This window comes from Aggregatibacter sp. 2125159857, assembly GCF_017798005.1.
Lineage (GTDB): Bacteria > Pseudomonadota > Gammaproteobacteria > Enterobacterales > Pasteurellaceae > Aggregatibacter.
Genome location: NZ_CP072548.1, coordinates 1513437 through 1537121, shown reverse-complemented (window position 1 = coordinate 1537121; position 23685 = coordinate 1513437). Strand labels below are relative to the sequence as shown.

The 23685-nt window shown below is 43.0% G+C and carries 20 protein-coding genes; 13 read left to right on the top strand and 7 right to left on the bottom strand.

The window, feature by feature from the left end:
- Nucleotides 1-83: 83 nt before the first annotated feature.
- The 5 genes from J5X96_RS07570 to J5X96_RS07550 all read left to right on the top strand — a co-directional run bounded on the left by J5X96_RS07570 (nucleotide 84) and on the right by J5X96_RS07550 (nucleotide 1995).
- On the top strand, nucleotides 84-335 hold the full coding sequence (locus J5X96_RS07570) for a toxin C-terminal domain-containing protein (RefSeq protein ID WP_209362781.1): 252 nt from the start codon (nucleotides 84-86) through the stop codon (nucleotides 333-335).
- 2 nt (nucleotides 336-337) lie between these two features.
- Nucleotides 338-787: a hypothetical protein gene (locus tag J5X96_RS07565; RefSeq protein WP_209362779.1), complete on the top strand. Its 450-nt coding sequence runs from the start codon at nucleotides 338-340 to the stop codon at nucleotides 785-787.
- 31 nt (nucleotides 788-818) lie between these two features.
- The gene (locus tag J5X96_RS07560) at nucleotides 819-989 is read left to right on the top strand and encodes a hypothetical protein (protein ID WP_209362778.1); all 171 of its coding nucleotides are present in this window, start codon (nucleotides 819-821) and stop codon (nucleotides 987-989) included.
- Between the two features lie 514 nt (nucleotides 990-1503).
- On the top strand, nucleotides 1504-1806 hold the full coding sequence (locus J5X96_RS07555; RefSeq protein ID WP_209362776.1) for a hypothetical protein: 303 nt from the start codon (nucleotides 1504-1506) through the stop codon (nucleotides 1804-1806).
- A 48-nt stretch (nucleotides 1807-1854) separates the two neighbouring features.
- Complete coding sequence (locus J5X96_RS07550) at nucleotides 1855-1995, top strand: hypothetical protein (RefSeq protein ID WP_209362774.1); 141 nt, start codon at nucleotides 1855-1857, stop codon at nucleotides 1993-1995.
- Nucleotides 1996-2098: 103 nt separating this feature from the next.
- Here J5X96_RS07550 and J5X96_RS07545 read toward each other — a convergent pair whose 3' ends face one another.
- On the bottom strand, nucleotides 2099-3148 hold the full coding sequence (locus J5X96_RS07545) for a hypothetical protein (RefSeq protein ID WP_209362772.1): 1050 nt from the start codon (nucleotides 3146-3148) through the stop codon (nucleotides 2099-2101).
- Between the two features lie 62 nt (nucleotides 3149-3210).
- Nucleotides 3211-6903, bottom strand: a complete 3693-nt coding sequence (gene metH / locus J5X96_RS07540; protein WP_209364794.1) for a methionine synthase — start codon at nucleotides 6901-6903, stop codon at nucleotides 3211-3213.
- A gap of 218 nt (nucleotides 6904-7121) precedes the next feature.
- Between metH and J5X96_RS07535 the strand changes: the two genes are divergently transcribed.
- The 7 genes from J5X96_RS07535 (at nucleotide 7122) to pgi (ending at nucleotide 15766) form a co-directional block, all read left to right on the top strand.
- Nucleotides 7122-8306, top strand: a complete 1185-nt coding sequence (locus tag J5X96_RS07535; RefSeq protein ID WP_209362770.1) for a lipoprotein-releasing ABC transporter permease subunit — start codon at nucleotides 7122-7124, stop codon at nucleotides 8304-8306.
- Between the two features lie 14 nt (nucleotides 8307-8320).
- The gene (lolD, locus tag J5X96_RS07530; protein ID WP_209362768.1) at nucleotides 8321-9007 is read left to right on the top strand and encodes a lipoprotein-releasing ABC transporter ATP-binding protein LolD; all 687 of its coding nucleotides are present in this window, start codon (nucleotides 8321-8323) and stop codon (nucleotides 9005-9007) included.
- The gene (gene lolE / locus J5X96_RS07525) at nucleotides 9007-10257 is read left to right on the top strand and encodes a lipoprotein-releasing ABC transporter permease subunit LolE (protein ID WP_209362766.1); all 1251 of its coding nucleotides are present in this window, start codon (nucleotides 9007-9009) and stop codon (nucleotides 10255-10257) included. The genes lolD and lolE overlap by 1 nt, the downstream gene beginning before the upstream one ends.
- Before the next feature lie 102 nt (nucleotides 10258-10359).
- On the top strand, nucleotides 10360-11442 hold the full coding sequence (gene aroG, locus J5X96_RS07520) for a 3-deoxy-7-phosphoheptulonate synthase AroG (RefSeq protein WP_371812512.1): 1083 nt from the start codon (nucleotides 10360-10362) through the stop codon (nucleotides 11440-11442).
- Nucleotides 11443-11586: 144 nt separating this feature from the next.
- Nucleotides 11587-12993, top strand: coding sequence for a replicative DNA helicase (locus J5X96_RS07515; RefSeq protein ID WP_209362764.1), 1407 nt, complete (start codon nucleotides 11587-11589; stop codon nucleotides 12991-12993).
- A gap of 24 nt (nucleotides 12994-13017) precedes the next feature.
- Nucleotides 13018-14100, top strand: a complete 1083-nt coding sequence (gene alr, locus J5X96_RS07510; protein WP_209362761.1) for an alanine racemase — start codon at nucleotides 13018-13020, stop codon at nucleotides 14098-14100.
- A 16-nt stretch (nucleotides 14101-14116) separates the two neighbouring features.
- A complete protein-coding gene (gene pgi, locus J5X96_RS07505) occupies nucleotides 14117-15766 on the top strand; it encodes a glucose-6-phosphate isomerase (RefSeq protein ID WP_209362759.1) in 1650 nt (549 codons plus the stop codon).
- Nucleotides 15767-16338: 572 nt separating this feature from the next.
- Here the strand turns inward: pgi and J5X96_RS07500 are convergent.
- From J5X96_RS07500 to serC, 5 genes are all read right to left on the bottom strand, one after another.
- Nucleotides 16339-16689 carry a SirB2 family protein gene (locus J5X96_RS07500; RefSeq protein ID WP_209362757.1) on the bottom strand — a complete coding sequence of 117 codons (351 nt, stop codon included), beginning with the start codon at nucleotides 16687-16689 and terminating at the stop codon, nucleotides 16339-16341.
- 60 nt (nucleotides 16690-16749) lie between these two features.
- Complete coding sequence (gene gyrA / locus J5X96_RS07495; RefSeq protein ID WP_209362755.1) at nucleotides 16750-19407, bottom strand: DNA topoisomerase (ATP-hydrolyzing) subunit A; 2658 nt, start codon at nucleotides 19405-19407, stop codon at nucleotides 16750-16752.
- 139 nt (nucleotides 19408-19546) lie between these two features.
- Nucleotides 19547-20869, bottom strand: coding sequence for a 3-phosphoshikimate 1-carboxyvinyltransferase (gene aroA, locus J5X96_RS07490; protein ID WP_209362754.1), 1323 nt, complete (start codon nucleotides 20867-20869; stop codon nucleotides 19547-19549).
- A 10-nt stretch (nucleotides 20870-20879) separates the two neighbouring features.
- Nucleotides 20880-21977, bottom strand: coding sequence for a histidinol-phosphate transaminase (hisC, locus tag J5X96_RS07485; protein WP_209362752.1), 1098 nt, complete (start codon nucleotides 21975-21977; stop codon nucleotides 20880-20882).
- Between the two features lie 79 nt (nucleotides 21978-22056).
- A complete protein-coding gene (serC, locus tag J5X96_RS07480) occupies nucleotides 22057-23139 on the bottom strand; it encodes a 3-phosphoserine/phosphohydroxythreonine transaminase (protein WP_209362750.1) in 1083 nt (360 codons plus the stop codon).
- A gap of 197 nt (nucleotides 23140-23336) precedes the next feature.
- Here serC and J5X96_RS07475 point away from each other — a divergent pair, with 197 nt between their 5' ends.
- Entirely contained in the window at nucleotides 23337-23672 is a 336-nt protein-coding gene (locus tag J5X96_RS07475; RefSeq protein ID WP_021616916.1) for a DUF496 family protein, read from the top strand.
- The last annotated feature ends 13 nt before the right edge of the window (nucleotides 23673-23685 follow it).

Here is a 23685-nt window from a genome sequence, read left to right as displayed (position 1 = left end):
TAATAAAAACATTGTGAATTTTACCCATAAACGTTGGGAGAACCAATGTTCAAAATTCTTTGGATTTTTTACTGCACTTTTAGATGATAGGCACAAGCGAGGACGCTTGCGCCATCGTGGGAGACAAAGCAGCAGAAAAGCTTGGATACGGACAGAGGATCCCTCCTCAAAAAGCGCCATTTAATTCCCATGGGCAAGATGTTTATTGGAATGGCAAAAATTATATTACCCCAGATGTTGATGGGCATAATGTTTCCGATGGTTGGAAAATTTTTGACCGAAGAGGAAATAGACTTGGCACTTATGATAAGGATTTAAAAAGAATTAAGGATTAATAATGTTTGGTATTTTCTTTAAAGATAAAGGTACACCTTTTGATAATGGATATGGAATGCATATTTTGGCTTCGATCTCTTTAGGTGAATATGTAGAAGAATTACATATTCCAATAGACTATTGGAGTATTGAAGAATATAGAAATAGCTGGGCTGCATCTATAGCTGATGGGATAGAAAAAAAGAAACATTCAGTACTTATTACATCTATGCATGAGCCAGAATCTTTAAATTTTATTTCTACATGGATTGTTTATTATGATGGGGAAATTTCTTATGTTCAAAATAAGATCATATTTATCGATGATTTCCCAGAGTTTGATGCGTCTAAAATCAATGAATATGTAAATAAACGAGAGGTCTTAAATGAAGATGGTTTTAAGATATCTGAATGGATAGTAAAAACAAAAGATGTAATTGATTTTTATAATAGCATTATCGGTTTAGTTTGACTAATTGATTCTAATAATTAAGGGATAAGTAATGCGGTCAATTGAAAGTAATAAAAAGGATTTTGGAGTTTACTGGACTGAGAGTTTTTCAATTGATGATTATGTGTACGGTAATATTAAAATAAGAATAGGTGATAGGTTATATCCTGAAAATAATGATTCCTATGATAACTACACATTAGGTACAGTTTTTTTAATTTAAAAGACTCATTTATTAATAAATACTATTATGGTTATTGTACAAATGAAGACTTTGGTGAAAATGAGTTTAATGCTACTAAATGGCATAATGGAGAACTATCTAATGTTTTTTTAATTGATACAACAGAGTTGGGTGGTTATGAGAATATCAACACACTTTATTTATGTATGGCATATTCAGGAGATTTTGAGCGTTTATTTTATAGTGTAGATAATGGAGAATCTTTTAATGAAATTAGATATCCAAAAGGAACTGTTCAGGGGGTTGTATCTCGATTGCCTACATACTAGGCTCCCATAGATGGCGCTAGCGTCCACGCTTGTGCTGTTTAATAAAAACATTGTGAATTTTACTCATAAACGTTGGGAGAACCAATGTTCAAAATTCTTTGGATTTTGTGACCGCACTTTTAGTTGATAGGCACAAGCGAGGACGCTTGCGCTATCGTAGAATTATTCACTATAGTAAAAATGGATATCATATAGTTCCGGCTAAACCAAAGGAATAATAGTCTATGAATAATGACATTATAAGATTAAGAATTGTTACCCAAAATGCCTTGATAGGTAAAATTACCAAAGAGGTTAGAGGTGTTTATGTAAGAATCAATAAAAATTGTATAAGTATTTATATTATTATTGATGGAGATATCTCTACCTATTGGAATGAAGAGATTTATGAAATTGGTACAGATATTATTTCTAATTTTGGTGAGGATTATACTATTGATGAGAATTTAGTTAGAATTGATTACCCTAAATATTTATCTTTTGATAATTATATATGTGTATATAAGCGCCATGAAAAATATGAATAAGATTAGAACTATTTATAACAAGAATTTAAAAAGAATTAAGGATTAATAATGTTTGGTATTTTCTTTAAAGATAAAGATACATCAATGATAGCGCCAGCGTCCACGCTGGTGCTGTTTAATAAAAACATTGAGAATTTTACCCATAAGCCGTTGACAGAACCAATGTTCAAAATTCTTTGGATTTTATAACCGCACTTTTAGATGAGAGGCACAAGCGAAGACGCTTACGCTATTGTGGGGACATCTAGAAAATATTCTAACTATTAGTTTGGAAAATAGTTTTTCAGACACTTCAGCATACTTTCATGGAGGTAGGATATGTATTCACTAGGTTTATCATTTTTTTTTCAATATATAGTTTTTCTGTGTCTAGAAAAGTAGGAATTGGAATATTATTTTCGATAAAAATCTCATCATATTTAAATAGTTTACCCAACTTAAATAATGATTTTTCTTGTGTTACAATAAACCCTATATTAACCTCATCATTACCATCAGAATGTATAAAACTACATTCAGGAAATCTAAGTAGAAATAGATCCCAAGTTGTAGACTTAATGGTATTTAATACCTTTTCTTGTTTTGAGTTCTTATGGATTCCAAATATTTTTCCAGCACTACCATTAAAGTATTGCTTTGCTAAGTAATATTCTCTTGCAAAAATTTTACCTAACTGAGATTGCATAAAATTATCAAAAATATCAAGCTTTTCTTTTACAGTCCCTTTTGGTAGTTCAAATAAATTAATAAAGATCATCTTGATTAACAAAATCTCTATTCCTAATAGATTAATATTATTTGAATAGTTCATAATGAAATTATCAACTCTTTCTGAAGCTGTTTCATCTATAGTTTTACCTTTTAAATAAAAAAATATTTGTTCTTCATTTACTGTTTCTTTATATTCCTTGTTTTTAAGGAAAAATATTTCATCCATTAAGTATAACTTTAACAATGATTTTGTGTGTTTGATTAAATACTCTCTAACTTGAGTTTCATCCTTTTTATCAATGATACCTTTTGAATAGGCTTCCAGGTAATAGAAGTAAGGACTTAGACCCCATTTATTTTCTGTAATAAATTCAAGGAATTCAATTAAGCCATCATTTTGATAATTACCTTCTATAAATCTATGAATAGAAGACATAACATTTGAATCAAGTAAGGCAGAAGCGAAAAATTTCAAGTTGTCTATCTTTACAGCTATAATATTTTGAACAAAAAGAGAAGGTTCTTTACCAGATAAATGATCTAGTATAAAAATTTCATTACAAAATTCTTTATGTTCATCTAATAGTTTAGAACTGTTTTCTGAATCTTTTATTATCCACTTGTAGCGCATATTTATACCTTGACTTTATTATGTATTTTTATTTAACTATCGAATTTAAGTGTATTTCTTAATCACTTCATCGCCACACCCAACCACTTCATCATCTCTCTCTCATCCCAGCCTTTACGTTTGGCATAATCTTGAGCTTGGTCTTCATCAATGCGACCTAAAGTGAAATAGTTACTTGCCGGGTGGGTGAAGTACCAACCACAGACGGAAGCTGCCGGCCACATGGCGTAGCTTTCGGTGAGTTTCATGCCAATGCGTTGTTCTACTTCTAATAAATCCCAAATCAAGGCTTTTTCCGTATGTTCCGGGCAGCTTGGGTAACCAGGTGCAGGGCGGATGCCGACGTAGTTTTCATTGATTAATCCTTGGTTATCAAATTCCTCTTGCGTGTAGCCCCAAATGCGGGTGCGGAGCTCAAAGTGCAGGTATTCTGCCATGGCTTCAGCGAGGCGGTCGCCTACGGCTTGTAGCAAGATGGCGTTGTAGTCATCGCCTGCGGCTTTGTAGCCTTCCACTAAATCCATTTCTTCAATGCCGGCGCACACGGCGAACATACCCATCCAGTCTTTTTTGCCGCTTTCGCGATCAGCGATAAAGTCGCTTAAGGCAAAGTTAAATTGGCTTTTGCTGTTTTTGCCACGTTCCGTTTGTTGGCGTAAACCGTAAGCCGTGCCGATAGGTTGAGTGCGGTCTTCATCGGAGAATAACACCACATCATCGCCCACACGTTCCGCAGGGAAAATACCTAAGATACCGCTTGGGTTAAGTTTGTGATTTTGTTCGAAAGCATCTAACATCGTTTGCGCATCATTCCACACGCGGCGGGCTTCTTCGCCACTTTCCGGATGATCAAAGGCATCCGGATAGCCACCCATCAAGCCCCATACACGGAAGAACGGCGACCAGTCGATAAATTTGCGCAGTTCGGCAATCGGCACGTTTTTGAATTCCACAATGCCGGTTTGGTTTGGCGTTGGCGGCACATAATCCGCCCATTCGCCACTAAAGCCGTCGAAACGGTTGGCGCGCGCTTCTTCAATGCTGAGTTGTTTACGCAGTGGTTTGCGATTGGCAAAGGATTGTTGGATTTTCTCGTAATCTTTCTTGAACTGTTCCCATAATGCCGCGCGACCTTCCGGATTCATCAATGTGGCACATACGGTTACCGCACGGGAGGCGTTTGAGGTATAGAACACGCCGTGTTGTTTGTATTTGGGATAAAGTTTAATCGCAGTATGTTCTTTGGAGGTGGTAGCACCACCGATCAACACCGGCAAGTTCAACCCTAAACGCGCCATTTCGCCAAGGAAGTATTCCATTTCGTCTAAAGATGGCGTAATCAAACCGCTCAAGCCGATAAGATCCGCTTTTTCATCTATGGCGGTTTGAATGATTTTATCCGCCGGCACCATTACGCCCAAGTCAATCACTTCAAAGTTATTACATTGCAACACCACGCTTACGATGTTTTTGCCAATGTCATGCACATCGCCTTTCACGGTAGCGATCACCACTTTGCCGTTGCTGGAGCCTTTTTGTTTGGTGGCATTGATAAACGGCTCTAAATACGCCACGGATTGTTTCATCACGCGCGCGGATTTCACCACTTGCGGGAGGAACATTTTGCCGTCGCCGAACAAATCGCCCACCACGTCCATGCCTGCCATGAGTGGGCCTTCGATCACTTCTAACGGCGTTGGGAGTTTTTGGCGGGCTTCTTCAGTGTCTTCAATGATGTACGTGGTAATTCCTTTCACGAGGGCGTGTTTTAAACGTTCTTCCACCGGCCACGTACGCCATTCGGCGACAGAATCCACCGCACTTTCATCGTTGCCTTGGTTACGATATTTTTCCGCAATATCTAATAAACGCTCTGTGCCATCCGGCGTGCGGTTTAAGACGGCGTCTTCAATTACATTACGTAATTCCGGATCCAGATCATCGTAAATAGCGAGCTGTCCTGCGTTCACGATCCCCATGTCCATGCCTTGTTTGATGGCGTGATAGAGGAAGACCGCATGAATGGCTTCACGCATTACGTTGTTGCCGCGGAAGGAGAAGGACACGTTTGACACACCGCCCGAAATTTTGGCATGTGGCAAGCTGCGTTTAATACGACCTGTGGCGTTAATGAAATCCACGCCGTAGTTGTTGTGTTCTTCAATCCCGGTGCCGATGGCGAAAATATTCGGGTCGAAAATAATATCTTCCGGCGGGAAGCCAAGCTGGTTGACTAAGATGTTATAGGCACGGGTACAGATTTCCACTTTGCGATCTTCGGTGTCCGCTTGCCCAACTTCGTCAAATGCCATTACGACCACGGCAGCACCGTATTTACGCACCAGTTTGGCGTGTTCAATAAAGATTTCTTCGCCTTCTTTCAAGGAGATGGAGTTCACAATCGGTTTACCTTGCACCGATTGCAAGCCTGCTTCAATCACTTCCCATTTGGAGGAGTCGATCATCACCGGCACTTTGGCCGCATCGGGTTCTGTCGCCATAATATTAAGGAAACGGGTCATGCATTTTTTGCCGTCAAGCAAAGCTTCGTCCATGTTCACGTCGATGACTTGCGCGCCGTTTTCTACTTGATCGATGGCAATTTCAATGGCTTCGGCAAATTTGTCTTCTTTAATTAAGCGTTTGAATTTCGCCGAACCCGTTACGTTATTACGTTCGCCCACGTTCACGAACAGGCTTTCATCATCAATGTTGAGCGGTTCTAAACCGGATAAACGCATGGCGGTTTTGATTTGTGGCAATTTGCGCGGCGGGATGTTTTCTACTGCATCGGCAAAGGCTTTGATGTGTTCCGGTGTGGTGCCGCAACAGCCGCCGATAATGTTCACAAAGCCGCTTTCCGCCCATTCTTTAAGGTGTGCCGCCATGTCTTCTGCGCCAAGATCGTAGCCGCCAAAGGCATTTGGCAAGCCCGCGTTCGGGTGTACGGAAACGTAGGTTTCGCTGATTTTGGAAAGTTGTTCGACATACTGGCGTAATTCTTTCGGGCCTAACGCACAGTTCAAACCGAACGTGAGCGGTTTCGCGTGGCGCAGAGAGTTGTAGAACGCTTCAGTGGTTTGTCCGGAAAGGGTACGACCAGACGCATCGGTAATGGTGCCGGAAATCATGATCGGCAATTCCACGCCTAATTCTTCAAACACGGTTTCGATGGCAAATACCGCGGCTTTGGCATTCAGCGTGTCGAAAATGGTTTCGATCATGATTAAATCGGCACCGCCCTCGATTAAGCCGCGTGTAGCTTCTGAATAGGCGTCCACCAATTCCATAAACGTCACGTTACGGAAACCGGGATCGTTTACGTTCGGGGAAATGGACGCAGTGCGGTTAGTCGGGCCGAGAATCCCCGCAACGAAACGTGGTTTTTCCGGTGTGCTGTATTTATCTGCCGCCAAACGTGCCAGTTTCGCGCCGGCAAAATTCAGTTCGTAAGCAATAGATTGCAAGTCGTAATCCGCTTGCGCAATGGTTGTGGAGCTGAACGTATTGGTTTCAATGATGTCCGCGCCGGCTTCTAAATATTTTTCGTGAATGGCGGAAATGAGTAACGGTTGGGTGAGGGTCAGCAAATCATTATTGCCGCGTAAATCGATTGCGCTTTCAGCAAAGCGTTCGCCACGGAAATCCGCTTCGGTGAGTTTATATTTTTGGATCATCGTGCCCATGGCGCCGTCTAAAATTAAGATACGTTGGGCAAGGGCATTTTTTAGTATTTCAGTGGTGTTTTTCAAAATAAGCTTTCCGTTTGTTGGAGTTCAAATAAATGGGTGGAATAGTAGGAAGATGTGCTTGTGCTGTCAAATGTTATCTCTCTAAAAGTGCGGTGTTTTTTTAACGCATTTTTCTAGTAGACATAAGAAGAGAATTCTTTGCCGATTTTCTGCTTTTTATCTTGGTCTATGCTAAACTAGCGCGCAATTTTTCTCGTATTTTTAATGATTTTTTATCCCTTATGACCTTATCTACCCCTCTTTTTATTGCATTGCGCTATTGGCGGGCAAAAAGTGCCGATCGCTTTGGACGGTTGGTGACGAATTTAGCCAGTTTTGGCATTGTGCTTGGCGTGATGGCATTGATTATTGTGCTGTCTGTAATGAACGGTTTGGAAGGCTATCAAAAGCAACAAGTGCTTTCTTCCATTCCACACGCCATTGTCAGCCCGAACGGTAAGGTGAAGATTGATGATGCCGAGCCACCTATGCCGAATTTCGTGCAAAAAGCCGTGCCGATAAACATGACGAATGTGATTTTTCAAACCGCGGGCGGTGTCAGCGCAGGGCAGGTGATTGGGATTCGACAATTTTCAGATGACCCAATTTTATCCACATTGCCTGAGCAGAATTTTGAGGATTTGCTACCGACAGGCGAATTTAAAATTATCATTGGCGATCAACTGGCGCAGAAATTAAACCTGCATGTCGGCGACAAAGTACGTTTAATGATTACCGAAAACAGCCAATACACGCCATTTGGGCGCGTGCCGTTGCAACGTTTATTTACCGTCAGTGAAATCTATTTTGATACGGGCGAGGTATCCGGTTATGAAGCGTTCGCCAATTTAACGGACATTGGACGTTTAATGCGAATTCAGCCGGGCGAAGCACAAGGTTTCCGTTTATTTTTAACGGATCCGTTCCAAATTACCGAGCTGCCGGCGGCATTTCCCTCAGCCGAGCAAATCACCGATTGGCGCATGCAAAAAGGCGAGTTTTTCCAAGCAGTGCGCATGGAAAAAAATATGATGGGCTTGTTGGTGAGCTTAATTATCGTGGTGGCGGTATCCAATATTATTACGTCTTTAAGCCTGATGGTGGTGGACAAACAGGGCGAAATCGCCATTTTGCAAACCCTCGGTTTAACAAAAGGACAGGTGCGTTCCATCTTCATTTATCAAGGTTTATTGGTGGGGTTAATGGGCACTTTGGTGGGCGCTATATTGGGCGTGTTAGTGACGTTCAATTTGGATGCCATCGTGAATATCTTAGGTGCAAAAACGATGTATTTGCCGACCGCACTTGAGCCTTGGCAAATTCTGACGATTGTCGTGTTTTCCTTATTATTGTCATTGTTATCCACCATTTATCCTGCCTATCGCGCCGCGAAAGTGGAACCGGCAGAAGCCTTGCGCTACGAATAAAAAGAGATGAAAAAATGAATACAGCATTATTATCTTGCCAAAATGTGAGTAAATTTTACCAAGAAGGCACCCAACAAACGGAAGTGCTAAAACAGGTATCTTTCTCTATGCAGCCGAGCGAATTGGTCGCGATTGTGGGCAGTTCCGGTTCGGGCAAAAGTACCTTGTTGCATACCTTGGGCGGATTAGATCAACCGAGCAGCGGTGAAGTGTTTATCAAAGGGCAATCGTTGCAACAAATGACACCGAATGCCTTGGCGAAGCTACGCAATCAATATTTAGGCTTTGTGTATCAGTTTCATCATTTGATGGCAGATTTCACCGCACTTGAGAATGTGATGATGCCGATGCTTATCGGGCAACAAAATAAAACGGAAGCACAGGATCGCGCCGAACAGATCTTAAGTGCGGTCGGTTTACAGCACAGAATTTCACATCGTCCGTCTGCGCTATCCGGCGGGGAACGCCAACGTGTGGCGATTGCCCGAGCGTTGGTGAATAACCCGGCATTGGTGTTAGCAGATGAACCTACGGGGAATTTGGATCACAAAACCACGGAAAGCATTTTTGAGTTGATTCAACAGCTTAACCAAGAAAAACAGATTGCGTTCTTATTGGTGACCCACGACTTGAATTTGGCGGAAAAATTGAATCGCCGTTTAATTATGCAAGACGGCGTGTTACGCGAGGAAACTGCCTGATGAATACGCCATTTTTTATTAGTTGGCGCTATCAACGCAGTAAGCATAAAAACCGTTTGGTGTCGCTGATTTCATTTTTTTCCAGCATGGGCATTGCCTTGGGCGTGGCGGTGTTAATTATCGGTTTAAGCGCCATGAACGGCTTTGAACGTGAACTCAATCAACGGATTTTGGCAGTCGTGCCGCATGCGGAAATTTCCTCTGCAAGCGGGCAAAACAACGCACCGGTTGATCATTGGCAACATCTTGCCGCTAAGTTGAAACAAAATCCGCAAATCATTGGCGTTTCGCCTTTTGTCAGTTTTACCGCCTTAGTGGAAAATGGCGCAAAATTAAAAGTAGTACAAATTAAAGGCGTGGAAACGGTATTGCAGGATCAAGTGAGTTCTCTTGGGCGTTTCGTGTTAAATCAAGGATGGCAAAATTTCGCGCAACATGGCGGGTTGGTGTTAGGCTCGGGGATTGCTCGGGATTTGGATGTGCAAGAAGGGGATTGGGTTTCTCTGTTAATTTCACAACAAACAGGCTCGGATAATTTGACTCAGCCCTTGCGTGAACGGATTCAAGTAACCGGCATTTTGCGTTTAGACGGCCAGTTGGATCACAGTTATGCCCTCATGCCATTGGCACAAGCGCAGCAGTTGATGAATTATCAAGTGGAACAGGTGAGTGGGGTAGAATTGAAAACCGCCGATCCGTTTAACATTCAAACCCTTGATTATTCCATGTTGCAAGATTATCCGCAGATGCTCTACCTGCAAAACTGGATCAGTAAATTCGGCTATATGTATCGTGATATTCAGCTGATTCGTACGGTGATGTACATTGCCATGGTGCTGGTGATTGGAGTGGCGTGTTTTAACATTGTGTCCACGCTTATTATGGCGGTGAAAGATAAAGCCGGTCATATTGCTATCATGCGTACTCTTGGGGCGAATAATGGGTTTATTAAGCGTATTTTTATTTGGTATGGCTTGCAGGCGGGTATGAAAGGCTGTCTGATTGGGATTGTGTTGGGCGTGATTTTGGCCTTAAATTTGACCGCACTTATTCAAGGCTTGGAAAGTGTTATCGGCAGAAAATTATTGTCTGACGGCATTTATTTTGTGGACTTCCTGCCAACCGAGCTACATTGGCAAGATGTATTGCTGGTGCTGCTTTCTGCGTTAATTCTCAGTTTATTTGCCAGCCTTTATCCGGCAAATCGCGCGGCAAAATTGCAACCGGCACAGGTATTAAGCGGTCATTAAAAAAGAAATTAAATAAACTAGTTTACTAGTACAAATTGCGGTGGTAGAGTAATACCACTTTTTCGGGCATTTTAGAATTTTATGAAGATAAGCGAGTGAATAATGAAGACAAAAAACGATATTTCCATTGAAAATGACGATACGCGAATTGGCAAAATTGAACAGGTATTACCTCCGATTGCCTTGCTAGAAAAATATCCGGCAAGTAGCGTTGCAGTGAAAACCGTTGAAAATGCCCGTCACGAAGCGCATAACATTATTCATGGCGAAGATGATCGTTTACTTGTGGTGATCGGGCCTTGTTCCATTCATGATCCGAAAGCCGCATTAGAATATGCGAAACGCATTAAATTAATGCGCGAAAAATATCAAGATACCTTACAAATTATTATGCGCGTGTATTTTGAAAAACCGCGTACTACGGTGGGCTGGAAAGGTCTCATTAATGACCCATACTTAAATAATACCTATGCGTTGAACGACGGTTTGCGTATAGCGCGTAAATTATTGTCTGACATTAACGATTTAACGGTGCCGACGGCAGGGGAATTTTTGGACATGATCACGCCGCAATATTTAGCTGATTTCATGAGCTGGGGCGCGATTGGGGCGAGAACCACTGAATCCCAAGTGCACCGTGAGTTGGCTTCCGGTTTATCTTGTGCGGTTGGCTTTAAAAATGCGACCAACGGTGGCGTAAAAATTGCCCTAGATGCGATTGGAGCAGCAGAAGCGCCACACCATTTCTTGTCCGTCACGAAGTTCGGTCATTCTGCTATCGTTTCCACCAAAGGTAACGAAGACTGCCACATTATTTTACGCGGTGGCGACAATGGCCCAAATTACAGCGAACAAGATGTTGCCGAGGTGTGCGGTGAACTTGCCAAAGCGGGCTACAGAGCCCATGTGATGGTAGATTTCAGCCATGCCAACAGCTGCAAACAATTCAAAAAACAATTGGATGTGAGCCGTGAAGTGGCTCGTCAAATTGCGGCAGGTTCCGATAAAATTTTTGGTGTGATGATTGAAAGCCATTTGGTGGAAGGCCGTCAAGATTTGGTCGAAGGCAAACCCTTAACTTACGGCCAAAGCATCACCGACAGCTGTATCGGTTGGGAAGATAGTGAAAAAGTCTTGCAAGAGTTATCCGATGCGGTGGCAGCAAGACGCAAATTAAACGGCTGATTTTTCTTTTCGCCCGTTCATTTCAAACAAAAGTGCGGTGGATTTTCAGAGCGAATTTCCACCGCACTTTTTTTGACTTTTAAGTTAAACCGCCTCCGGATTTGGTATATCATATAGGGACTTATTTTATCCACTGAGGCAATAATGGCGTCTAAAAATTCTCCTCCTGCGAAAGATCAAAACACCATCAATTTGAACATTCCTCCTCATTCCATCGAAGCCGAACAAGCCGTGTTGGGCAGTATTTTGCTGAACAACATGTATTGGGATGATGTGGCAGAAAATGTGGTGAAAGAGGATTTTTATCGCTTTGAACATCGTTTGATTTTTGAGGAAATGGAAAAGCTGATTGCTCAGCAATCGCCGGTGGATTTAATTACCTTAGAACAGGCACTAAAAAGTCGCGAAGTCATCGAACAGGTGGGCGGTTTTGCTTATTTGGCGGAGCTTTCCAATAACACGCCGAGTGCCGCCAACGTGGTCGCTTATGCCAATGTGGTGCGAGAAAAAGCAATCATGCGCGAGTTGATTTCCGTTGGGAACAAAATTGCGCAAAACAGCTATTCTCCGAAAGGGCAGGATGTGAAACATTTGCTGGATGAGGCGGAGCGAGAAGTTTTTGCCATTGCTGAGAAGCGCGCATCCGGTACTGAAGGCCCACAAAATATCATTTCCATTCTGGAAAACACCATCAATAAAATCGAACAACTCAGCCAAGTTAAAGATCATTCCGGTGTGACCGGCGTTTCCACGGGTTTCAAAGATTTAGATAAGAAAACGGCAGGTTTGCAAAAATCCGACTTGATTATTGTGGCGGCGCGTCCTTCCATGGGGAAAACCACCTTTGCCATGAACCTATGTGAAAATGCGGCGTTAGGCAGTGATAAACCGGTATTAGTGTTCAGTTTAGAGATGCCGGCGGAGCAAATTATGATGCGTAGCTTGGCGTCACTTTCACGCGTGGATCAAACGAAAATCCGTACCGGTCAGGGCTTGGATGATAACGATTGGGCAAAAATTTCTAGCACCATGGGGATGCTTGCGAAAAAACCGAATTTATTTATTGACGATTCTTCCGGTTTAACGCCGACGGAGCTGCGTTCCCGTGCAAGACGGGTTTATCGTGAAAATAACGGCTTAAGTTTAATCATGGTTGACTACCTTCAATTAATGCGTGCCCCGGCATTTTCTGAGAATCGTACCTTAGAAATTGCAGAAATTTCCCGTTCTTTAAAAGCGTTGGCAAAAGAATTAGAAGTGCCGGTGATCGCCCTGTCACAATTAAACCGTACCTTGGAAAACCGCCAGGATAAACGCCCGGTCAACTCAGACTTGCGTGAGTCAGGTTCTATTGAGCAGGACGCAGACTTGATTATGTTTATTTATCGTGACGAAGTGTATAACCGCGAGTCAGAAGAAAAAGGCATTGCGGAAATTATTATCGGTAAACAGCGTAACGGGCCGATTGGACGTGTGAAGTTGGCATTCCAAGGTCATTTTTCCCGTTTTGATAACTTAGCAGAACATCATCATTACGATGACGAATATTAGATAACAGCGTAAAAGAGATAAAAAATGCACATGAAACCTGCAACAGCCAAAATCAGTTCTGTTGCGTTAAAACACAATATTCAAACCATTAAACAAAAAGCCCCAAACAGTAAAATTATTGCAGTAGTCAAAGCCAATGCTTACGGACACGGTGTCGTGTTTGTGTCTTCTGCCGTCGAAAGTCTGGTGGATTGCTTTGGTGTAGCGCGTTTAGAAGAAGCACTAAAATTACGCTCCAACGGCATTACCAAACCGATTTTGCTGTTAGAAGGGTTTTTCTCTTCCAAAGACTTGCCGATTTTAGCCGTTAATAACATTCAAACTGTCGTGCATAGCCAAGAACAGTTAGAGGCTCTTGAAGAAGCCCAAACGCCTAATCCGGTGAAAGTGTGGTTGAAAATTGATACCGGTATGCATCGATTGGGCGTGCATTTGGACGACGTGGACAACTTTTATCAAAAACTTAAATCGCTTCCGTGCGTTGATCCGAATATTGGCTTTGTGAGTCATTTTAGCCGTGCTGATGAACTAGAGTGCGGTTATACCGAAAAACAATTAAGCTGCTTTTTACAGGCAACGGAAGGTAAATCTGGTGAACGGAGTATTTCTGCTTCCGGCGGTATTTTATTCTGGCAGGACGCGCATTTAGACTGGATTCGTCCGGGCATTATTATGTACGGCATTTCACCGAATAATACAGCGGGTAAAGAATACGGTTTAACGCCGGTGATGAATTTAACGTCTTCTTTAATCGCCGTGCGCGAACATAAAAAAGGCGAACCGGTGGGATACGGTGGTGTTTGGACAAGTGAAAAAGACACGAAAATCGGTGTAGTGGCGATTGGTTATGGTGATGGTTATCCGCGCGATGTACCACAAGGAACACCGGTTTACCTGAATGGTCGCCGTGTGCCGATTGTGGGTAAAGTGTCTATGGATATGCTCACCGTGGATCTTGGCGCAGACAGTCAAGACAAGGTGGGCGATGAGGTGATCTTGTGGGGTAAAGAATTACCGATTGAAGAAATAGCAGCAATTACGGGCATAATCAGTTATGAATTAATCACCAAATTAACCCCGCGTGTATTAACTGAATACATTGATTAAATTTAAAGGAGTGCTTATGCAAAATATCAATCCAACCCAAACGAACGCATGGAAAGCGTTAACCCAACATCATGCGCAACGTAAGAATACAACGATTCAAGATTTATTTGCGCAAGAAAAAGATCGTTTCGCCAACTATTCTTTAACCTTTAACAACGAGATTTTGGTCGATTTTTCCAAAAATAATCTAACCCGAGAAACCCTTGATTTATTGCGTCAACTCACTGAAGAGTGCGGCTTAACACAAGCTAAAGAAGCCATGTTCAATGGCGAAAAAATCAACCGTACAGAAAATCGTGCCGTATTACATACCGCACTTCGTAACCGTTCTAATACCCCGGTTTTGGTGGATGGCAAAGATGTGATGCCGGAAGTCAATGCCGTGCTCGCCAAAATGAAATCGTTCTGTGAACGTGTGATTTCCGGTGAATGGAAAGGTTATACCGGCAAAGCTATTACCGATGTGATCAATATCGGTATTGGCGGTTCCGATCTTGGCCCTTACATGGTGACCGAAGCCTTGCGCCCGTATAAAAATCATTTAACCATGCATTTTGTTTCTAACGTGGACGGGACACACATCGCGGAAACGTTGAAAAAAGTGAATCCGGAAACCACTTTAATTTTAGTGGCGTCTAAAACGTTCACCACCCAAGAAACCATGACGAATGCGCTATCTGCTCGTGATTGGTTCCTTGCCGCAGCAAAAGATCCTGCCCATGTGGCAAAACATTTTGCGGCGCTTTCGACTAATGCTAAAGCGGTCGCAGAATTCGGCATTGATACTAACAATATGTTTGAATTCTGGGATTGGGTTGGCGGCCGTTATTCTTTATGGTCTGCTATCGGGTTGTCTATTGCGCTTTCTATCGGCTTTGAAAACTTTGAAGCCTTATTAAGCGGTGCGCATGAAATGGATAAACATTTCCGCAATGCGCCGTTAGCACAGAATATTCCGACAACGCTGGCTTTAGTAGGCTTGTGGAACACCAACTTCTTGGGCGCACAAACGGAAGCGATTTTACCGTACGACCAATATTTACACCGCTTTGCCGCCTACTTCCAACAAGGCAATATGGAATCCAACGGTAAATATGTTGGCCGTGATGGCAAGGTGATCGACGGTTATCAAACCGGTCCAATTATTTGGGGCGAACCGGGCACGAACGGTCAGCATGCGTTTTATCAATTGATTCACCAAGGCACCACATTAATTCCTTGTGATTTCATTGCACCGGCGCAAAGCCATAATCCGTTGTCTGATCATCATAATAAATTGCTTTCCAACTTCTTTGCCCAAACCGAAGCGTTAGCGTTCGGTAAAACCAAAGAACAAGTAGAAGCCGAATTCTTGAATGCAGGTAAAACTTTGGAAGATGTGAAAGACATCGTGCCGTTTAAAGTGTTCACCGGTAACAAACCGACCAACTCCATTTTGTTACAAAAAATCACGCCGTTTAGTTTAGGGGCGTTGATTGCCATGTACGAACACAAAATTTTCGTACAAGGCGTGTTGTTCAACATTTACAGCTTCGACCAATGGGGCGTGGAATTGGGCAAACAACTTGCCAACCGAATCCTACCTGAATTGGTCACCAACGAGAAAGTGGAAAGCCACGACAGCTCAACCAACGGCTTGATTAATCAATTCAAAGCTTGGCGTTAAGCTCTCCATTGAGTGCCTGCCATTGAGAATAATGGGAGGCACTAGATGTGGAATGACAAAAAAAGTGCGGTGAAATTTCACCGCACTTTTTTTGTTATAGGAAGATAAACCTTAATGCGTAATTCGCGATGTCATGCGTAGCGTGCAACTTGTTGCACGAAATCGTGAATGCCCGAAAGGGGTAAATAATGTTCCGTGCGTGGTTTGGTCGTGCAACAAGTTGCACGCTACGATGCTAGATATGGAATGATAAAAAAGTGCGGTAAAATTTCACCGTACTTTATTCTGTGTAATTAAATCTTCAATTTAGCAACTTGTTGCACGAATAATTAACCTCGATGTGTAATTCACGATTTTATGCGTAGCGTGCATCTTGATGCACGAATGATTAACTTCGATGTGTAATTCACGGTTTCGTGTGTAGCGTGCAACTTGTTGCACGAAATCGTGAATGCCCGAAAGGGGTAAATAACGTTCCGTGCGTAGTTTGGTCGTGCAACAAGTTGCACGCTATGATTCCGTATATGGAATGACAACAAAGTGCAGTGAAATTTCACCGTACTTTGTTGTTTTTAATGAAAATAACCAATTAAAATGGTGGCTACTAATGCGGCAAGGGCTAAGAAGAAAAAGTGCGGTCGGTTTTGAGATTGTTTTTTGCTGAAGAATTTTGCTGAAAAAATAATGTAGCCGCAAAGCAATACAACTTTAGCCATAATCCAACTTTCTAAGCCGAAGTTGAATTGAAATAACATGACAATACCGCTGAGAATTAAGAGCGTATCTGTTAAGTGCGGTAGAATTTTCAAGAGTTTAACGGCACGCCAATTTCTCTGCGTGAGTTGCATTCCGCCTCGCACAATCAATAATCCCAAGCTTAAAAAAGCACAAATAATGTGCAAATAAACCAAATAAATATCCATTTATCCCCCAATATTTAAGGCAGCAATAAAGCACTGCTGCCTTAAAATGATCTTGTGTTGTTATTCTTCGGTATTTTCTACCGCACTTTCTTGTTCGGCTTCCTCGTCATCGACATCGCAGATACGCTCCAAGCTCACAACATGCTCATTTTCACTTGTGCGGATTAAGCGAACACCTTGCGTGTTACGTCCGACGATGCTGATCTCACTGACTCGGGTACGAACAAGAGTACCGGCATCGGTGATCAGCATGATTTGATCCGTATCAACCACTTGGGTTGCCGCAACGACTTTGCCATTACGTTCACTTACCTTAATGGAAATTACCCCTTTGGTATTACGGGATTTGGTCGGATATTCTTCTAACTTCGTCCGTTTGCCGTAGCCGTTTTGTGTCGCAGTCAGAATTTCGCCATCGTTTTTCGGAATAACTAAAGAAACGACTTTATCGATGTTGAGATCTAAGGTTTCTTCTGTGTTGTCATCAGAAACCTCTTCAATTTCAACCGCACTTTCGTCATCATTCAAATCATTGGTTAAGGCAAGTTTGATACCGCGTACCCCTGTCGCCAAACGCCCCATTGCACGGACAGCGGATTCGCTGAAACGTACTACGCGACCTTGGGAAGAGAACAACATGATTTCATTGTTGCCGTCGGTAATATCTACGCCGATCAATTCATCTTCGTCGCGTAAGTTCAGCGCGATGATACCGCTAGAACGTGGACGGCTGAATTCGGTTAACGCGATTTTCTTCACAATACCACCAGCGGTTGCCATGACGACGAATTTATCTTCTTCATAAGCGGTAACCGGTAAAATGGCAGTAATACGTTCATTTTCATTGAGCGGTAAAATATTGACGATTGGTCGTCCGCGCGAGCCACGGCTGGCTTGCGGAAGTTGGTATACTTTCAACCAATATAATCGTCCACGGCTGGAGAAACAGAGAATGGTGTCATGAGTATTAGCAACCAAGAGCTTCTCAATGAAATCTTCTTCTTTCATTTTCGTTGCCAATTTACCTTTGCCACCGCGGCGTTGTGCTTCGTAATCGGTAATTGGCTGATATTTCACATAGCCTTCGTGAGAAAGCGTCACCACCACATCTTCTTGGGCGATTAAATCTTCTAAATTAATGTCACCGGAAGCGGCGGTAATTTCTGTTCTGCGCGGATCGTTAAATTGTTCGCGGATTTGTTCCAATTCTTCACGAATTACTTCCATTAAGCGTTCTGGACTGCGTAGGATATAGAGCAATTCGCCGATGGCTTCCAATAATTTTTTGTATTCGTCTAGAATTTCGTCATGACCTAAGTTGGTCAATTTTTGTAAACGCAAATCTAAAATGGCTTGGGCTTGGACTTCGGTCAAATAATATAAACCGTCACGGATACCATATTGTTCGTCTAAATCTTCCGGGCGAGCAGCATCGACACCAGTTGCTGCTAACATCTCTGCAACATGACCAAGTTGCCATGGACGAGCAAGCAATTCACGTTTGGCGCTTTCCGGATTAGGCGCTTGACGAATTAGCTCAATAATTGGATCCACATTGGCTAACGCAATAGCAAGACCTTCCAAAATATGGGTGCGTTCACGGGCTTTGCGTAATTCAAAAATGGTACGTCGGGTCACTACTTCGCGGCGATGTAACACGAATGCTTCAATGAGTTGTTTTAAATTCAAGAGTTTCGGCTGACCGTGGTCTAATGCCACGATATTAATCCCGAAAGTGACCTGCATTTGCGTGAGGGCATGCAAGTTGTTTAATACTACTTCACCCACTGCATCGCGCTTGATTTCAATGACGATACGCATACCGTCTTTATCTGATTCATCACGTAAACCGCTAATGCCTTCAATTTTTTTCTCTTTGACGAATTCCGCAATTTTTTCGATTAATTTGGCTTTATTAACTTGATACGGAATTTCGTTAACAATGATGGTTTCACGGCCTTTTTCATCGGTTTCAATTTCCGCACGGGCGCGGACATAAATTTTACCACGACCGGTCTTATAGGCTTCTTCAATGCCTTTACGGCCGTTAATGAGTGCCGCAGTAGGGAAATCCGGACCGGGAATATGACTCATTAATTCATCAATGGTGATGTCGTTATTTTCGATATAAGCCAAACAACCGTCTAACACTTCGCCTAGGTTGTGTGGTGGAATATTGGTCGCCATCCCCACAGCAATCCCGGAGGAGCCGTTGACCAATAAGGCTGGGACTTTGGTTGGCAATACTTCCGGAATCATTTCTGAACCATCATAGTTTGGCACGAAATTGACGGTTTCTTTATCGAGATCTGCCAATAATTCGTGGGCGATTTTGGTCATACGGGCTTCCGTATAACGCATCGCTGCCGGCGCATCGCCATCTACAGAGCCGAAGTTACCTTGACCGTCCACTAACATATAACGCAAGGAGAAAGGTTGCGCCATACGCACCAAGGTATCATATACCGCGCTATCACCGTGTGGGTGGTATTTACCGATAACGTCACCCACAATACGGGCAGATTTACGGTAAGGTTTATTGTAGGCATTTCCCCCTTCGTGCATAGCAAATAACACGCGGCGGTGTACCGGTTTTAAGCCGTCACGTACATCAGGCAAGGCACGTCCTACAATAACGGACATGGCGTAATCGAGGTATGAAGATTTCAGCTCTTCTTCAATACTGACCGGCGTAATATCTTGGACGAAATCAGACATTTAGAACTTCCTAATCATTAAATTTAATGTGAAAAAATTGGCGTAATTATAGCACGGAAAGGGCTTTCTTCTAAATTAAATCTTGTAATGAAGACAGAAAAGCGCCCCTCAGTGTATTTGAGTGGCGCTTGGCATAATATTATTGAGGGATGTGTTGTGCGATGGCTAGAAATTCCTCAAAAAACGTTGGGAACGTTTTTGCCGTACAGTCCGGATCCAAAATGGTGATAGGCGTGTCGGATAACGCCACCAAGGCGAAACACATTGCCATACGGTGATCGTTATAGGTTTCGATTTCTGCAGCCTTAAAATCCGTTAATCTTAACGGTTGAATACGAATAAAATCTTCGCCTTCTTCCACGTCAGCGCCCACTTTGCGTAGTTCGGTTGCCATGGCGGTTAAGCGATCGGTTTCTTTTACTCGCCAGTTATAAATGTTACGAATCACGGTTTCCCCTTCGGCAAACAACGCGGTCGTGGCAATGGTCATGGCCGCATCAGGAATATGGTTCATGTCCATATCCACGCCGTGTAACGGAGCTTGTTCCGCTTCAATGAAATCCTCGCCCCAGGTGATTTTTGCCCCCATTTTTTCTAACACATCCGCAAATAAACGGTCGCCTTGAATACTGTTTTTGCCGATGCCTGTGACTTTCACTTTGCCTTTAATGGCACCTGCCGCCAAGAAATAGGACGCCGAGGAGGCATCGCCTTCTACCAAGAAAGTGCCTGGCGATAGATAAGATTGTTTGCCTTTCACGAGAAAGCGTTGATAGTTTTGATTTTCAACTTCCACACCGAAGATTTTCATCATGTTAAGGGTGATGTCGATGTAGGGTTTGGAAACTAAATCACCAACAATTTCAATTTCACTGTCGCCTTCTGCAAGAGGGGCAGCCATTAAAAGTGCGGTCAAAAATTGTGATGAAATGGAGCCGTCGATTTTAATCGTGCCACCACGCAAACCGGTGTTACGAATGGCAATCGGCGGATAGCCCTCGTTTTCTAAATAACGAATGTCTGCGCCTGCCTGCAACAATGCATCCACTAAGTGCTGAATCGGGCGTTCTTTCATGCGTGGTTCACCGGTTAATATCACTTCATTTTGTGGGGAAGCGTCTTTGCGTGTCAAACAAAGTGCTGCCGCCAACGGACGCATGGCGGTGCCGGCGTTACCTAAAAATAACGCTAAACCGTCATGCCATTGAAAGGCGCCACCTAAGCCTTGCACTTCGCAGACGGATTTATCGTCAGACAGCGAATATTGCACGCCAAGGTGTTTTAAGGCGTTGAGCATATGGCGGATGTCGTCGCTGTCCAGCAAATTAGTGACGTTGGTCGTCCCATGTGCCAATGCTGCTAACAATAAGGCGCGGTTGGACAGACTTTTCGAGCCGGGCAGGTTGATCGTGCCTTCCACATGATGGATAGGGTTAAGGGTAATGGAAGTGGCGTGTTGCATAAGTTGTCCGTTATAAGCCTAAAATGTCGCTAAGTGCGGTTAAAAAACGCTGATTTTCTTCCGGCAAGCCGATGCTGATGCGCAAATGGTTTGGCAAACCATAACCGGCAAGTGGACGCACGATTACGCCTTTGCGTAACAGTGCTTGATAAATCAGCGCAGCAGGTTGTTGTAAATCCAACATCACGAAATTGCCTTTGGACGGCACATAACGCAAGCCTTTTTCATCAAAGAAATTTTGCAATAATTGCAAGCCGATTTGATTATTTTCTGCCACTTTGGCGACAAATTCATCGTCTTGAATAGCCGCAGTGGCGGCGGCAAGGGCAAGGCTGTTGCAGTTAAAGGGTTGGCGTACGCGATTGAGTAAGCCCGCAATTTCTGTCGAGGAAACCGCATAACCAATGCGTAAACCGGCTAATCCATAGGCTTTGGAAAGGGTGCGGCACACAATCAGGTTCGGGTATTTTGCTAACAAACCGAAAGAATCCACCCGTTCACTCGGTTCGGTAAATTCCACATAAGCTTCGTCCAACGCTACGATCACTTGCGGATGCACTTGGGCCAAAAAGTCGGCAATTTCCACCGCACTTGAGAAGGTGCCCGTCGGGTTATTCGGGTTGGCGAGGTAAATTAATTTTGTTTTTGGCGTGATCGCTTTCAGAAAATCAGTCAAATCATTGCCGTAATTTTTCGCCGGAATTTCTACCCGTTTGGCATTCAAGGCTTGGCTAATCAACGGATAAACAATGAAACCATATTGGGAATAAATGATTTCGTCCTGCTCGGAAGCAAAGGTGTGGGCGATGAGTTCAATTAAATCATTGGAGCCGTTGCCAAGGGTGATTTGTTCCGGTAGTAAACCGAATTTTTCCGCGACAGCTTGTTTGAAATAAAATCCGTTGGAATCAGGGTAAAGATGAAGGTTGTCTAATTGCGCCTGAATCGCTTTTTTGGCGCTTGGCGGTAAGCCGAACGGATTTTCGTTTGAAGCGAGTTTGATGATATTTTTAATGCCTAATTCGCGTTCTAATTCTTCAATGGGCTTACCGGCTTGGTAAGGTGAAAGCGCTTTTACGCCCGCATTGGCACGATCAAGATATTGCATAAGATGCTCCGAGTAGTCATAAAGAAAAAGAAAGCGCGGTGGATTTTTACGATGAATTTCGACCGCACTTTTAAGAGGGCTATGCGTTTTCTTTGGCAAATTTTTGCATAAATTGGATCAATGTTTGTACGCCTTCAATCGGCATGGCGTTATAAATGGACGCGCGCATACCGCCTAACACTTTGTGTCCTTTTAACGCTTGCAATCCCGCTGCCGTGGCTTCGGCAACGAATTTTGCATTCAATTCGTCATTACCGGTCGTGAAGGTCACGTTCATTAAAGAGCGGTTGGCTTTTGCCACGTTATTTTGGTAGAAATCGCTACCGTCTAAATAATCGTAAAGCAAGTTGGCTTTGGCAAGATTGCGTTGTTCGATTTCCGGTAAGCCGCCGATAGACAACAAATGTTTGAATACTAAGGCACATAAATACCACGCAAACGTTGGTGGCGTATTGATCATGGAATCGCTGTTTTTCTGCGTTTCATAATTCCAAATGGACGGTGTGGCTTTGCGTGCTTTACCAATTAAATCATCGCGCACGATAACAATGGTGATCCCTGCCGGGCCAAGGTTTTTTTGCGCGCCGGCGTAAATTAAGCCGAATTTGCTGATATCTATTTTGCGGGAAAGAATGGTAGAGGATAAGTCGCCCACTAATACGCCATTGCCGACGTTTGGCACATCAAAAATTTCTACGCCACTGATGGTTTCGTTCGGGCAGTAGTGAACATAATCGTATTGTTCGGCAATATCGCTGAAATCAAGAGATTTGACTTTGAGTTCATCGCCCGATTCTAAAATGTTGATTTCATCAATTTCGCCGAAAGAGCGGGCTTCTTTTGCCGCGGTAGCAGACCAGTGGCCGCTGTTTAAATACAATGCTTTGCCATTTTCACGCAATAAATTCATTGGAATGGCGGCAAATTGACCGCGCGCGCCACCTTGTAGAAATAACACTTGGTAGTTTTCAGGAATGTTATAGAGTTTACGAAAATCCGCTTGGGATTGAGCGATTAATTCCATGAACAATTTGCCGCGGTGGCTGACTTCCATGACGGAGGTGCCTTGCCCCTGCCAATTTAATAATTCTTGTTGTGCTTGTTCTAAAACTGCTTTGGGCATCATTGCCGGACCGGCACTGAAATTAAATACATTTGCCATGGGATTTCCTCTGATTTAGTGAAAAATTGACTTCAGTTTTATCACCTCACCGTTTTCTAATCAATGATTTTTACGGAAATTTTTTGAATTTATCGGGAGGGGAAATAATCCCCTTTTAAAATGGGGAATTTTTTGACGAAATCCACAAAAAAGGCTACATTATCGCCAATTCATTTTTACTATAAGGGAGCAAATCAATGGAAAACGTCAACAAGTCTTTTCAAGATGTTTTGGAGTATGTGCGTATGTATCGCTTAAAAAACAAACTATTGCGCGATATGGACGATAACAATCGTAAGATTCGCGATAACCAAAAACGTGTATTGCTATTAGATAATTTAAATCAATATATCCGTGATGATATGCGAATTGAAGATGTTCGCGCCATTATCGAAAATATGCGTGACGACTACGAGAATCGGGTGGATGACTATGTTATCCGTAATGCAGAATTGTCTAAACAACGTCGTGAAATTAGCAGTAAAATGAAAATGCAAGCTAAATCTGCGTGTGAATCGGCTAAAAAAGCATAGCCGTTAAGACTTA

What these genes read in the sequence shown, in the direction of transcription:
- aroA (WP_209362754.1), bottom strand. Translation starts at nt 20,869, where the DNA reads ATGCAACACGCCACTTCCATTACCCTTAACCCTATCCATCATGTGGAA.
- serC (WP_209362750.1), bottom strand. Translation starts at nt 23,139, where the DNA reads ATGGCAAATGTATTTAATTTCAGTGCCGGTCCGGCAATGATGCCCAAA.
- pgi (WP_209362759.1), top strand. Translation starts at nt 14,117, where the DNA reads ATGCAAAATATCAATCCAACCCAAACGAACGCATGGAAAGCGTTAACC.
- J5X96_RS07550 (WP_209362774.1), top strand. Translation starts at nt 1,855, where the DNA reads ATGTTTGGTATTTTCTTTAAAGATAAAGATACATCAATGATAGCGCCA.
- J5X96_RS07545 (WP_209362772.1), bottom strand. Translation starts at nt 3,148, where the DNA reads ATGCGCTACAAGTGGATAATAAAAGATTCAGAAAACAGTTCTAAACTA.
- J5X96_RS07570 (WP_209362781.1), top strand. Translation starts at nt 84, where the DNA reads ATGATAGGCACAAGCGAGGACGCTTGCGCCATCGTGGGAGACAAAGCA.
- J5X96_RS07475 (WP_021616916.1), top strand. Translation starts at nt 23,337, where the DNA reads ATGGAAAACGTCAACAAGTCTTTTCAAGATGTTTTGGAGTATGTGCGT.
- lolE (WP_209362766.1), top strand. Translation starts at nt 9,007, where the DNA reads ATGAATACGCCATTTTTTATTAGTTGGCGCTATCAACGCAGTAAGCAT.
- J5X96_RS07515 (WP_209362764.1), top strand. Translation starts at nt 11,587, where the DNA reads ATGGCGTCTAAAAATTCTCCTCCTGCGAAAGATCAAAACACCATCAAT.
- J5X96_RS07560 (WP_209362778.1), top strand. Translation starts at nt 819, where the DNA reads ATGCGGTCAATTGAAAGTAATAAAAAGGATTTTGGAGTTTACTGGACT.
- aroG (WP_371812512.1), top strand. Translation starts at nt 10,360, where the DNA reads ATGAAGACAAAAAACGATATTTCCATTGAAAATGACGATACGCGAATT.
- alr (WP_209362761.1), top strand. Translation starts at nt 13,018, where the DNA reads ATGCACATGAAACCTGCAACAGCCAAAATCAGTTCTGTTGCGTTAAAA.
- J5X96_RS07565 (WP_209362779.1), top strand. Translation starts at nt 338, where the DNA reads ATGTTTGGTATTTTCTTTAAAGATAAAGGTACACCTTTTGATAATGGA.
- J5X96_RS07555 (WP_209362776.1), top strand. Translation starts at nt 1,504, where the DNA reads ATGAATAATGACATTATAAGATTAAGAATTGTTACCCAAAATGCCTTG.
- J5X96_RS07500 (WP_209362757.1), bottom strand. Translation starts at nt 16,689, where the DNA reads ATGGATATTTATTTGGTTTATTTGCACATTATTTGTGCTTTTTTAAGC.
- gyrA (WP_209362755.1), bottom strand. Translation starts at nt 19,407, where the DNA reads ATGTCTGATTTCGTCCAAGATATTACGCCGGTCAGTATTGAAGAAGAG.
- J5X96_RS07535 (WP_209362770.1), top strand. Translation starts at nt 7,122, where the DNA reads ATGACCTTATCTACCCCTCTTTTTATTGCATTGCGCTATTGGCGGGCA.
- hisC (WP_209362752.1), bottom strand. Translation starts at nt 21,977, where the DNA reads ATGCAATATCTTGATCGTGCCAATGCGGGCGTAAAAGCGCTTTCACCT.
- lolD (WP_209362768.1), top strand. Translation starts at nt 8,321, where the DNA reads ATGAATACAGCATTATTATCTTGCCAAAATGTGAGTAAATTTTACCAA.